This is a genomic window from Acidimicrobiia bacterium, from assembly GCA_036271555.1.
Taxonomy (GTDB): domain Bacteria; phylum Actinomycetota; class Acidimicrobiia; order IMCC26256; family PALSA-610; genus DATBAK01.
Genome location: DATBAK010000074.1, coordinates 1 through 12,583 on the forward strand (window position 1 = coordinate 1; position 12,583 = coordinate 12,583).

The 12,583-nt window shown below is 70.4% G+C and carries 8 protein-coding genes; 5 read left to right on the forward strand and 3 right to left on the reverse strand.

Annotation, left to right across the window (positions count from 1 at the left end):
• Both VH914_16860 and VH914_16865 read right to left on the reverse strand, forming a co-directional pair.
• Positions 1 to 4,697, reverse strand: a 4,697-nt coding sequence (locus tag VH914_16860; protein HEX4492879.1) for a hypothetical protein, incomplete at its 3' end; no start/stop codon positions are given.
• A 214-nt stretch (positions 4,698 to 4,911) separates the two neighbouring features.
• Positions 4,912 to 5,652, reverse strand: a complete 741-nt coding sequence (locus tag VH914_16865) for a BTAD domain-containing putative transcriptional regulator (protein ID HEX4492880.1) — start codon at positions 5,650 to 5,652, stop codon at positions 4,912 to 4,914.
• 171 nt (positions 5,653 to 5,823) lie between these two features.
• Between VH914_16865 and VH914_16870 the strand changes: the two genes are divergently transcribed.
• On the forward strand, positions 5,824 to 6,714 hold the full coding sequence (locus tag VH914_16870) for a BTAD domain-containing putative transcriptional regulator (GenBank protein HEX4492881.1): 891 nt from the start codon (positions 5,824 to 5,826) through the stop codon (positions 6,712 to 6,714).
• 53 nt (positions 6,715 to 6,767) lie between these two features.
• Entirely contained in the window at positions 6,768 to 8,066 is a 1,299-nt protein-coding gene (locus VH914_16875; GenBank protein ID HEX4492882.1) for an acyl-CoA dehydrogenase family protein, read from the forward strand.
• A 110-nt stretch (positions 8,067 to 8,176) separates the two neighbouring features.
• Here the strand turns inward: VH914_16875 and VH914_16880 are convergent, their stop codons facing one another.
• The gene (locus VH914_16880; protein HEX4492883.1) at positions 8,177 to 8,902 is read right to left on the reverse strand and encodes a nitroreductase family protein; all 726 of its coding nucleotides are present in this window, start codon (positions 8,900 to 8,902) and stop codon (positions 8,177 to 8,179) included.
• 74 nt (positions 8,903 to 8,976) lie between these two features.
• Here VH914_16880 and VH914_16885 point away from each other — a divergent pair, with 74 nt between their 5' ends.
• The 3 genes from VH914_16885 (at position 8,977) to VH914_16895 (ending at position 12,544) form a co-directional block, all read left to right on the forward strand.
• A complete protein-coding gene (locus VH914_16885) occupies positions 8,977 to 10,026 on the forward strand; it encodes a phosphotransferase family protein (protein HEX4492884.1) in 1,050 nt (349 codons plus the stop codon).
• Between the two features lie 159 nt (positions 10,027 to 10,185).
• Positions 10,186 to 10,473 carry an EthD family reductase gene (locus VH914_16890; GenBank protein HEX4492885.1) on the forward strand — a complete coding sequence of 96 codons (288 nt, stop codon included), beginning with the start codon at positions 10,186 to 10,188 and terminating at the stop codon, positions 10,471 to 10,473.
• A 109-nt stretch (positions 10,474 to 10,582) separates the two neighbouring features.
• Positions 10,583 to 12,544, forward strand: coding sequence for a right-handed parallel beta-helix repeat-containing protein (locus VH914_16895; protein HEX4492886.1), 1,962 nt, complete (start codon positions 10,583 to 10,585; stop codon positions 12,542 to 12,544).
• Positions 12,545 to 12,583: the final 39 nt, after the last annotated feature.

Consider the following 12,583-nt stretch of genomic DNA (forward strand, 5'->3'; position numbering starts at 1 on the left):
GCGGCCGCCTGACCCACGGTGATGGCGAGCGAATCGCTCTGCACCGTCGGTAGCGAACCGTCGGTCGCGGTGAGCGTGTACGTGCCCTGCAGGTCGATCGCGCAGTCGGAGAACGACGCGACACCCGCGCTCGCGTTCACCGGGTTCGCCGCGCAGTCCAGCAGCGCACCGCCCGGGGTCGTGATCGTGAGCGTCACCGCGCTCGTGTCTCCCGTCACGACGTTGCCACCCGCATCCTCCACGGACACCTCGGGCTGCGTCGCGAACGCGGTCCCACCGGTCGAGCCCGACGGCTGCGCGGTGAACGCGACCTGCGCCGGGTCGCCGACCGAGATCGTGACCGACGAGCTGATGTCCGTGCCCAACGACGCGTCGGACGCGGTGAGCGTGTACGAGCCCGCGAGATCGATCGCGCAACCGGCGAACGTCGCCACACCGGAAACCGCGGTCAACGGGTTCGTCGTGCACGACAAGGTCGCACCACCGGCCGACGTCAACGCGAGCGACACACTGCTCGCATCGGTCGTGACCGTGTTGCCACCCGCGTCCTGCACCGCGACCACCGGCTGCGTCGAGAACGCAGCACCACCGGTCGAGCCCGACGGCTGCGTCGTGAACGCGACCTGCGCCGCGCCACCGACCGTGATGGTGAGCGACGAGCTCACCGCCGACGTCAACGTGCCGTCGGTCGCGGTCAGCGTGTACGTGCCGGTGTGATCGATCGCGCAACCGGCGAACGTCACGACACCGGAAACCGCGGTCTCCGGGTTCGTCGTGCACGACAAGGTCGCACCACCGGCGGAGGTGAGGTTCAGGGTCACGGCACTGTTGTCCGTCGTGACCGTGTTGCCACCCGCGTCCTCGACCGTCACGACCGGTTGCGTCGTGAACGCAGTACCGCCGGTCGCGCTCGACGGCTGGGTCGAGAACACCAGCAGTGCCGGGTCGCCGACGGCGATCGCGACGTCGGTGCTGTCGGTCGTGAGCGAACCGTCGGACGCGGTCACCGTCCACACACCGGTGTGGTCGATCGAGCAGTTCGCGAACGTCGCGACACCTTCCACCGCGGTCAGCGGGTTCGTGGCACACGACAACGTCCCACCGCTCGGCGACGTGACCGCGAGCGTCACATCGCTCGTGTCACTGCGCACGATGTTGCCGAACGCGTCCTCGATCGCAACCTCGGGCTGGTTCGTGAACGCGGTGCCACCGGTACCGGCGCCCGGCGCAGTCGTGAACACGACCTGCGACGCGGCCGCCGCGGTGATCGTGAACGTCGAGCTGACGTCGCCGCTCAACAGCCCGTCGGTCGCGGTCAACGAGAACGTGCCCGACAGGTCGACGTTGCAACCTGCGAACGTCGCGACTCCCTCGGTCGCGGCGAGCGGGCTCGCGGAGCACGTCAGGGTCGCGCCGGCCGGGTTGGTGAGCGCCAGCGTGACGCTGCTCGTGTCCGACGTGACCGTGTTGCCACCGGCGTCCTGGATGGTGACGACCGGCTGGGTCCCGAGCGCCACGCCGGCGGTCGCGCCGCTCGGCTGCGTCGTGAACGTCACCTGCGACGCGGGACCGACCGTGATGACGACGCTCGTGCTCACCGCGTCGGCGAGCGAGCCGTCGCTCGCGGTCAACGTGTACGTGCCGGGCTGGTCGATGTTGCAGCCCGCGAACGTCGCGACACCCGACGCCGCGTTCTGCGGGTTGGTGTCGCACGCGAGCGTCGCGCCGGCGGGCGTCGTGATGGCGAGCGTCACCGCGGTGACGTTGCTCGTCACGGTGTTGCCGAGCGAGTCCTCGATCGAGACGACCGGCTGCGTCGAGAGCGCAGTACCACCGGTGCCGCTGCTGCCCGGCTCGGTCGTGAACGCGAGCTGCGTCGCGGTGCCGGGCGTCACGGCGAGCGACGAGCTCACCGCGTCGGTGAGCGAGCCGTCGCTGGCGGTCAACGTGTAGTTGCCGGTCCGGTCGATCGTGCAGGCCGCGAACGTCGCGACACCGGCGATCGCCGCGCGCGGGTTCGCCGTGCAGGTGAGGTTCGCGCCGGCGGGCGTGGTGATCGCGAGCGTCACGTTGCTCGTGTCGGTTGCGACGGTGTTGCCGCCGGCGTCCTGCACGGTGACGACGGGCTGCGTCGCGAAGGCGGCGCCGCCTGCGGCACCGACCGGCTGCGTCGTGAACGTGAGCTGCGACGCGGCACCGACCGCGTTCGTGATCGACGCGCTGACCGCGGAGGTGAGCGAGCCGTCGGTCGCGGTCAGCGTGTACGTGCCTGCGAGGTCGATCGCACACCCGGCAAACGTCGCGACACCCGCGACGGCAGCGTTCGGGTTCGTCGTGCACGACAACGTCGCACCACCAGCCGACGTGAGCGCGAGCGTCACATTGCTCGTGTCGGACGTGATGGTGTTCCCGCCGAGGTCCTGCACGGCGACGACCGGCTGCGACGTGAACGCCGTGCCACCCGTCGCGCCCGCGGGCTGCGTGGTGAAGGCCAGCGTCGACGCCGCGCCGACAGTGACCGTGAACGTGTCACTGACGGCCGAGGTGAGACCCGACGACGCCGCGGTCAGCGTGTAGGTGTTGGCGTGGTCGACGTCGCATCCCGCGAACGTCGCGACGCCCGACGTCGCGTTGACCGGGTTCGTGGTGCACGTGAGCGTCGCACCGCCGGGAGTCGTGAGCGCGAGCGTCACCGGCGCGGAGCTGCCCGTGATCGCGTTGCCACCGGCGTCCTCGACCGTGACGACGGGCTGCGTGCCGAGCGCCGTCCCACCGGTCGAGCCCGAAGGCTGCGTCGTGAAGGCGAGCTGCGACGCGGCGCCGGTCGACACGGTGATCGTCGTGCTGACCGCGGTCGTGAGCGAGCCGTCGGTCGCGGTGAGCGTGTACGTACCGGAGTGGTCGATCTTGCAGCCCGCGAACGTCGCGACACCTGCGACCGCGCCGACCGGGTTCGTGGTGCACGAGAGCGTCGCACCACCGGCCGATGTGAGCGCGAGGGTGACGTTGCTCTCGTCGGCGACGATGCGGTGACCGTTCGTGTCCTCGACCGTCACGACCGGCTGGGTCGCGAATGCCGCGCCGCCGGACGCCGTCGCGCTGGGCTCGACGGTGAGCGCGAGCTTCGCGGCCGCGCCCGTGATGTCGACGCTGTCACTGACGGCCGACGTCAGCGATCCGTCGGTCGCGGTGAGCGTGTACGCGCCCGCGTTGTCGATCGCGCAACCGGCGAACGTCGCGACACCCGCGACCGCGGTCTTCGGGTTCGTGGTACAGGTCAGCGTCGCGCCGGCCGGGGTCGTCAGCGCGAGTGTGACCGCGCTCGTGTTGCCGGTGACGGTGTTGCCGCCCGCGTCGACGATCCGGACGACAGGCTGGTCTCCGAGCGCGACGCCGTGGACGGCACCACTCGGCTCGGAGGAATAGCGCAGCGCGACGGCCTCACCGACGGAGATCGTGTTCGGCTCGCTCACCGCGTGACTGAGCGAGCCATCGGACGCGCCGAGCGTGAAGCTGCCCGTGTGGTCGATCTCGCAGCCGGAGAACGTCGCGACGCCGTTCACCGCGGCGACCGAAAGGTCGTCGCAGGACAGGGTCGCCGACGGGCTCGCCGGGCCGAAGCCGGCAAGCGACAGCGTGACGATGCTCGAGTCGCTGCTGACGAGGTTGCCGTGCGCGTCCTGGATCTCGACGACCGGTTGCGTCGCGAACGGGACGCCGCCCGTCGCGTCGCTCGGCTGCGAGAGGAAGGCGAGCTTCTTGGCCGAGCCGGTCGCGTTCGACGCGGCCATGCCGACGACGCTCGTCAGACCCTGGTTGCCCGCGGAACCGAAGAAGTGCGCGTCACCGAACGAGAAGACGCCACCGTCGCGAGCGACGAACCAGTAACCGGCGCCCGAGCGCGTCGGAGCCATGCCGACGATCGGCTGCGCGAGATGGACTGCGCCGGTCGAGCCGTGGAACGTCGCGTCGCCGAAGCTGAAGACGCCACCGTCGGACGCGACCATCCAGTAGCCGCTGCCCGAGTGGGACGCGGCCATGCCGACGATCGGCTGGTTGAGGTGCATCGCGCCGGTGGAGCCGTGGAACGTCGCGTCGCCGAACGAGAAGACGCCGCCGTCGCGGGCGACGAGCCAGTAGCCGTTTCCGGAAGGCGTCGCGGCCATGCCGACGATCGGCTGGTTGAGATGCATCGCGCCGGTCGAGCCGTGGAACTTCGCGTCGCCGAACGAGAAGATGCCGCCGTCGGACGCGACCATCCAGTAGCCGTGGCCTGACGGCGTCGACGCGATTCCGACGATGGGCTGCGCGAGGTGGATGGCACCCGTCGATCCTCGGAACCCGGCGTCGCCGAACGAGAAGATCCCGCCGTCGGATCCGACCATCCAGTAGCCCTGGCCCGACGGGGTCGGCGCCATGCCGACGATCGGCCGCGCCAGGCTCGCCGCGGATCCGTGGTCGCCGGCGCTGCCGTTCGAGTAGACGCTGCCGTTCGACCCGACGAGCCAGTAGCCGAGCGTCGGCAACGGCACGTTCTGCGGGATCGCCGACACCGCGCTCGCGTGCGCCACCGGGTGGGCGACGGCCGGACGGGCGACGTTTGCACCCGCGGCGGTCGGCGCGACCGCCGGGAGGATCCCGGCGACGGCGGTGACAAAGGAAGCCAGCACCACGAGCGCACGGCGCGCATGCAACATGGAGATCGTCTTTCGGTCGGCGACGGCCTCGCAGAATCACGAGACGCGTGTCGACCCGGCGTTCGAGACCCGGGTCTTCACGCAAGGTGCGCCGATCGCCGTGACCGGCGCGCCACATCACCGTGACGGGAGGCCGGACGTGCCGCGCTCGAGCGCGATCACGACCCGTCGATCCGCGTGACGGCGGCCACGCGAGGCCGTCGTCAACGCATGATCAAATGCCGACCAACTCCCGCAGCCGCGGTGTCGGCTCGATGCCGAGCTCCGATTGCAGGAGACTCTGGTACCGATCGAACTGCCGCCGCGCCTCCGACTGATTGCTCTCCGCGAGGTGCACGCGAATGAGCGCGGCGTGCGCGCTCTCGCGCAGCGGCTCGGCGCGGATCGCGGCCATTGCGGCCGCGGTCGCGTCGGCGAAGCGGTGGTGCGAGACGAGCTGGTTCGCCAACGCCTCGAGGGCGTGCAGTCGAAGCTGCCGCCACTCCTCGGCCTCGTTCACGACCCACTCGTCGGTCCAACCGGGCAGCAGGTCGAAGGCGAGCGTCGAGATCGATGCGGTCGCGAGGTCGTTCTCGTTGAGCGCGTTCGGTCCGCCGAGGAGACGATGCGCGAGCGTTTGCGCGTCACGGAAGTCGACGGTGATGCCGTCGGAGAGCGTGAGATCGACGTCGGTCACCGCGACCGCGGCGCGCGCCGCGCTCGGGATACGCAAGAGCGTGGAGCGCAGGCTCGCGAGCGCGTGGCGATCGGAGACCTCGGGCCACAGCGCACCGGCGATCGCGGCGCGATGCACGACCCGGCCCCGCAACGCAAGCAGCGCGAGGAGCCGCTGGGTGCCGGCCGCGACGGGCATCGGCATCCCCGACCCGTCGGTCAGCTCGAATCGGCCGAGGAGCGAGATGCGCAATCCGTTCTGGCTCTGGCCGTTGGTCGGACGCGGTTGGTCAAGCTCCACGGAGGTGTGCTCCCCTTCGATGATCGGTCTCGGGCCGGCGCTCGGAGCGGCTCGGTGCGTCCCGTTGCCTGCCGCCGCTGCGTACAGGCGCGTGTTGCGGGGGTACCCGCGGCTTCGCGACGCGAAACGAATCCCGGTCAGCGCATGATATTTCACGGAGAGTGGTAGGGCATGCCGATGCAGGTTTCCGTCCTCGGCGGATTCGATTTCGCCGTGGCCGACGGCTCGCGCCCCCCGCTCGCGGCGGGGGCCCGGCGCCTGCTCGCGTACCTGGCGCTGCGGGTCGAGCCGGTTTCGCGCCGTACCGCCGCCGGCTCGCTGTGGCCCGACGCCGACGACGAGCGCGCCGCGGCCAGCCTGCGCACCGCGCTCTCACGACTCGACTCGGGCGCGCGCGACGCACTCGCGGTCGAGCACGGCACGCTCGGTCTCGCGTCCGACGTCGTCGTCGACTTCCGCGCCTCGCAGTCGCTCGCGCGTCGACTGCTCGCCGACGACGAGCGCGCGACCGATCTCGATCCCGACGCGGTCGCGGCGTTGTCGTGCGACGTCCTTCCCGACTGGTACGACGAATGGGTCGTGCCCGATGCCGAGGAATGGCGGCAGCTGCGCGTCGCCGCGCTCGAAGCGCTCGCCGCACGGCTGCTCGCGACGGGTCGCTTCGCGCACGCGATGCTCGCGGCGGTGTCGGCCGTGCACGTCGAACCGTTGCGCGAACGCGCGAACGCGACCGTCATCCGCGTGCACCTCGCCGAAGGCAATCGCGCCGACGCACTGTGCGAGTTCCGTCGCTACCGCGCGCTCGTGCAGCGCGAGCTCGGTGTCGAGCCGACCGACACGCTCTACGAGCTCGTCGGCGTCTCCCCCGCGGCGACGCGCCGGCGCGGCGACGGTCACGTGCCGACGCCGAAGTGGGACGAGGTCCGCGACGTTCACGCGCGCGTCGCAGATCTGCGAGGAACGAGCTCCCGCGGAAAGGAGTCGGCGCGTGAGGCGTCAGGAGCGGCGAGCGCCCGCGAGGCGGGAATCCCGCCTCGCAGCGAGTGCGACCAAGAAAGCTGACGCCGGTGTCAGCTAGCTTCTCCGCGCGCAGCAGCGACGACGCGGAGGACACGATGGGCTGGGACTTCTCGACGGACCCGGAGTACCAGGAGCAGCTCGACTGGGTCCGAGAGTTCGTGCACGACGAGATCGAGCCGCTCGACCTCGCGTTCCCGCACCACATCGTCTACGACAAGAGCCACCCCGTGCACCGCGAGGTGGTGAAGCCGCTCCAGGCGGTCGTGAAGCAGAAGGGCATGTGGGCCTGGCACCTCGACCGCGAGCTCGGCGGGACCGGCGAGGGTCAGCTCAAGCTCGCGCTGCTCAACGAGATCCTCGGCCGGTCGAGCTGGGCACCGATGGTGTTCGGCGCGCAGGCGCCCGACTCGGGCAACGCCGAGATCCTCGCGACCTACGGCACCGACGAGCAGAAGGCGAAGTACCTGCAGCCATTGCTCGACGGCGAGATCGTGTCGTGCTTCTCGATGACCGAGCCGCAGGGCGGCGCGGATCCGGGCGTCTTCGAGTGCCGCGCCGAACGCGACGGCGACGAGTACGTGATCAACGGCGAGAAGTGGTTCTCGTCGAACCTGCGCTACGCCGCGTTCGCGATCGTGATGTGCGTCACCGACCCCGACGTCCCCATCTACCAGGGTGCGTCGATGATGCTCGTGCCGACCGACTCGCCGGGTGTCAACATCGTGCGCAACGTCGGCATCGGTGGCGAGCGCCTGGGCGACGGCTCGCACGCGTACGTGCGCTACGAGAACGTGCGCGTGCCCGCCGACCACGTGCTCGGCGGCGAGGGACAGGCGTTCGTCATCGCGCAGACGCGCCTCGGCGGCGGGCGCATCCACCACGCGATGCGGTCCGTCGGCATGTGCCAGCGCGCGCTCGACATGCTCTGCGAACGCGCGCTCTCGCGCACGACGCAGGGCTCACTCCTCGCCGAAAAGCAGATGGTGCAGCAGTACGTGTCCGACTCGTGGATCCAGCTCCACCAGTTCCGGCTCCAGGTGATGCACGCGGCATGGACGTGCGAGAAGGTCGGCGGGCACCGCGCGCGTCTCGAGATCGCGGGCGTGAAGGTCGCGACCGCGAAGGTGCTCCAGGACATCGTGTGGCGCGCCATGCATCTCCACGGCTCGCTCGGCGTGTCGAACGAGATGCCGCTCATCGGCATGTGGACGATGGCGCCCGTGATGGGCATCGCCGACGGTCCGACCGAGGTGCACCAGGTGACGATCGCCCGCCAGGTGCTGAAGGGCTACAAGCCGCAGGAAGGGCTCTGGCCCCGCGAGCACCTGCCCTCGCGGGTGGCCGCGGCGCGCGAGAAGTTCGCGCATCTGCTCGACGAGCAGGCCTTTCTCTGATGGTCGCCCTCGCTGCGAGGCGGGATACCCGCCTCGCGGTCGCTCGCCGCTCCAGGCACCTCACGCGAGGAGTCGTTCCCGCGGCAAATGGTCCTGCCGAACGTTGGTGCTCAGCGACGCGGCGGTCCGGCGGAGGTGTGCGCGGTGCCCGGCGGATCGATCGCCCACGCGGGCGGCTCGCCCCAGTGGTCGCCGTACACGAGCTCGTCGATCGGACGCCGGCGCACCGGGCCGTGCTGCCCGGCGGGCTTGCCGATCGTGATCGTCGCGGCCATGAACACGTGCGCGGGGATGCCGAGCCGCGCGCGCAGCTCGTCCTCGACGAGCCCGTGCCAGAGCGTGAGCACACCGCCGTATCCGAGCGCGCGCGCCGCGAGCAGCAGGTTCTGACACGCGGGGTACACGGACGCGCCCTCGGTCGGCGTCGGCTCGCGGTAGCGCACGAGACACGGCAGCACGAGCACGGGCGCGCGCTCGAAGTCGTCGACGTACGCCTGCATCGCGCGCGCCATGCGCGCCTTGGGCGAGTCGTCGACGAGTCCGGAGCCACGGTCGTAGCCGTCGCGCTCGCGCTTCGCACCCCACGCGCGCCGCGCGGCCGCGCCGATGAGCGCCTTGACGTCGCCCGCGACCTCGCCGTCGGTGAGCACCACGAAGCGGAACGGCTGACGGTTCGAACCGCTCGGCGCGCGACTCGCCGCGAAGAGCATGGCGCGCAGTGCCGCGTCGGGGACCGCCTCGTCGGTGTAGCGGCGGATCGCGCGCGTCGTCGCGATCCCTTCGAGCAGGCCGACCGCGTCGGCGGGCAGCGCGTCGCGCGCGAGATCGTCCGTCACGTGCCGATGATCGCACGCACATCCGTGCGCCGACCCCTCCGACCTCTCCGACCGCTTGAACCGAGGAGCACCCGATGAGCGACCTCTCCGACTTCGACGGCCTGCTCGACTGGCCGCGGCTCCAGGAGTGGGTCGCCACGCAGCCGTCGTTGCCCGGGAACGGTCCGGTCACGAGCGTCGAGCAGCTCACGGGCGGGTCGCAGAACAACATCTTCCTGCTCACGCGCGACGGGGGCGGCCGGATGGTGCTGCGACGACCGCCGCGGCACCTGCGCAAGAACAGCAACGACACGATGCTGCGCGAGGCGCGCGTCCTCGGCGCGATCGCGGGGAGCGATGTTCCGCACCCCGAGATGTACGCGGCGTGCGACGACACCGACGTGATCGGCGTGTGCTTCTACGTCATGGGCGCGATCGACGGGTTCACGCCGATGGGCGCGATGCCCGGCAAGTACGGCACCGAAGTCGACTGGCGACGCGCGCTCGCGTTCGAGCTCGTCGACGGCGCCGCGAAGCTCGGCGCGGTCGACGCGAACGCGGTCGGACTCTCCGACTTCGGGAAGTCGGAGAACTGGCTCGAGCGTCAGGTGTCGCGCTGGCGGTCGCAGCTCGACGGCTACTCGCAGATGGAGGGCTACGGCGATTCGCAGCTGCCGAACGTCGGCCGCGTCGGCGACTGGCTCGAGGCGAACCGCCCGGCCGACTGTCACATCGGGATCATCCACGGCGACTATCAGTTCGCGAACGTGATGGTCGCGCACGACGCGCCGAAGCTCGCCGCGATCGTCGACTGGGAGCTGTCGACGCTCGGCGATCCGCTGCTCGACCTCGCGTGGCTCATGACCGCATGGATCGAGCCCGGCGACCCGCCGGGCAAGGCGCCGCAGCTCGAGCCGTGGGAGGGCATGCCGACGCGCGCCGAGCTCGTCGCGCGCTACGGCGAGGTGAGTGGGCGCGACGTGTCGGCGATGCCGTGGTTCTTCGTGCTCGCCTGCTACAAGCTCGGCATCCTGCTCGAGGGCACGCACGCACGTGCGTGCGCGGGGCAGGCGCCGAAGGAGATGGGCGACATGCTCCACACCTACGCGCTGTGGCTCTTCGAGACCGCGAATCAATCGCTCTGAGCTTGTTGGTCGCCTCGCTGCGCTCGCCGCTCCTGACGCCTCAGTCGCCAGGTCGGCCGTCCTGATCGACGGCTCGCGAAGCGACCCGCCCGTGCGTTTGCCTGCACACCGCGGCGCCGGGCAGGCTCCGCGCTTCGGCTCCGACGAAAGGTCGTCTCGATGATCCGGCTCAGCGTCTTCTACCCGTCGACCGACGGTGCGACGTTCGACCACGACTACTACAAGGCGACCCACGTGCCGCTCGCGGTGAAGGCGTGGAGCCTCGACGGCGCGGAGATCGACAAGGGCGTCAACGGCCCCTACGTCGCGGCCGTGCACTTCAAGTTCGCGTCGATGGATGCGCTGAATGCGGCGATGGGTTCGCCCGACACCGGTGCGGTACTGGCCGATGTTGCCAACTTCACGACGATCGCACCGGTTCTCCAAACCAGCGAAGTCGTGCAGTAGCGCCGCGAACCGGACATCGTGCGCGCGCGAACGCGCGCGCCGTCGGAAACCGCGACCTCCGCACTAGCGTCCAAGCCGCGCGCTGGCTCGGTGGGATCTGGAGGTCGTCATGACCGGTCACGTCCAACACATGCGGCGCCTCGTCGCCACGATCGCGGGCACGGCGCTCGTGACGCTCGGCGTCGCGGTCGTCAACGTGCCGGCCGCGCACGCGGTCGGCGCGACGCGCTATGTCGCGACGACGGGATCCGACGCGTCGAACTCGTGCACCGTGCAGGTGTCGCCGTGCAAGACGCTCGGTCACGCGCTCGCGGTCGCCGTCAGCGGTGACGAGATCTCGATCGCAGCGGGCACGTATCTCGAGTCCGACAATCCGGCCGGCACGAGCAACGTCGTCCCGGCGCGGCTGCACACCCTCGTGATCGAAGCGCACCACGCGCTCATCGACGCGACCAATGAGGATCACGGGCTCGTCGTCAACGCGACCGGCGTCCAGGTCTTCGACCTCGACGTGACCACCTCGAGTCAGCAAGGCATCCTCGTGGCACCGCCGAGCGATGCGACCATCCCCGCCGCGATCCTCGACTTCCATCTGTCCGGCAGCACGATCACACGGAGCGGCGGAGCGGCCGTTCAGTTGATCAGCACGGTCGCCGCGTCCCTCGAGAACAACACGGTGACGAACAACGCCGGCGGCATCCTCCTGACCGACGAGCTCGGCCCGAACCACGGCAACGGACTCTCGCACAACATCGCGAACGGCAACGGCGGCGGCGACGGCATCGCGCTCATCGGCAACAACCCGCGCGCGCTGGTGACGAGCGGCGAGCACGTGGGCATGCGGCAGTCGGCGCTCGGCGGCATCTACTCGAACGAGCTCGCGGACAACACGACGAACGGCAACGGTGGCGCCGGCATCATCATGGAGGGCGACCCGTCCGGCTCCGCGGTGTATCTGAACCGGCTCGAGGACAACACCGCGAACGACAACGGTCGGGCCGGGATCATGATCCAACGCCACACCGCGTTGCAGGACCTGAACGACAACACGATCACCGCCAACCACGTGAGCCACGACGCGGTGAGCGGCAACAACGGCGAGCCCGGCGACTTCGCGGCGGGCGACTTCCAAACCACGGGCATCCTCGTGCTGTCGGAGACCGCGCCGATCACGGGCACCGCGGTGACGCGCAACATCATCACCGACGTCTTCTACGGCGTGTGGCTCTCGCAGAAGACACCGAGCGCGAACGTCTCGCACAACACGACGACCGTCACCGAGGGTGGGTCGCCGATCTTCCTCGACCGTCCCGTCGTCGCGCCGATCGTCGGCATGGCGCGCACGCCCTCGGGCAAGGGGTACTGGATCGCGCAGTCCGACGGCGCGGTGTTCGCGTTCGGCGACGCCGCGTACTACGGCTCGCTCGGCGGCGTGAGCCTCGCGCGACCCATCGTCGGCATCGCGCCGTCGCCGACGGGGCTCGGCTACTGGCTCGTCGCGACCGACGGCGGCGTCTTCGCGTTCGGCGACGCGCACTTCTACGGATCGACCGGGAACATCCGCCTGAACCAGCCGGTCGTCGGGATGACACCGACGCCGACCGGTCACGGCTACTGGTTCGTCGCGTCCGACGGCGGTGTCTTCGCGTACGGCGACGCGCACTTCTACGGATCGACCGGCGCGTTGCATCTCGTGAAGCCGGTCGTGGGCATGGCCACGGGTCCGAACGGCCAGGGCTACTGGCTCGACGCGTCCGACGGCGGCGTCTTCAGCTTCGGCAGCGCCAAGTTCCACGGTTCGATGGGCGCGGTGGTGCTGAACGAGCCGGTCGTCGGGATGACGCAGGGACCGGACGGCGCGGGCTACTGGCTCGTCGCGAGCGACGGCGGCATCTTCACGTTCGGCAGCGCGACGTTCCACGGCTCGACCGGCGCGCTGCAGCTGCTGCAGCCGATCGTGGCGATGCAGGCGTCACCAACGAACCGCGGCTACTGGCTCGTCGCGCGCGACGGCGGCATCTTCAGCTTCGGCAACGCGCAGTACCACGGCTCCGTGCCGGCGATCTATTGACGGTCGCGCTCGCTGCGCTCGCCGCTCCGTGACGCGGGA

Excerpts from the sequence above, each read along its gene's own strand:
- VH914_16895 (HEX4492886.1), top strand. The coding sequence starts at position 10,583 with ATGACCGGTCACGTCCAACACATGCGGCGCCTCGTCGCCACGATCGCG.
- VH914_16870 (HEX4492881.1), top strand. The coding sequence starts at position 5,824 with ATGCCGATGCAGGTTTCCGTCCTCGGCGGATTCGATTTCGCCGTGGCC.
- VH914_16875 (HEX4492882.1), top strand. The coding sequence starts at position 6,768 with ATGGGCTGGGACTTCTCGACGGACCCGGAGTACCAGGAGCAGCTCGAC.
- VH914_16885 (HEX4492884.1), top strand. The coding sequence starts at position 8,977 with ATGAGCGACCTCTCCGACTTCGACGGCCTGCTCGACTGGCCGCGGCTC.
- VH914_16890 (HEX4492885.1), top strand. The coding sequence starts at position 10,186 with ATGATCCGGCTCAGCGTCTTCTACCCGTCGACCGACGGTGCGACGTTC.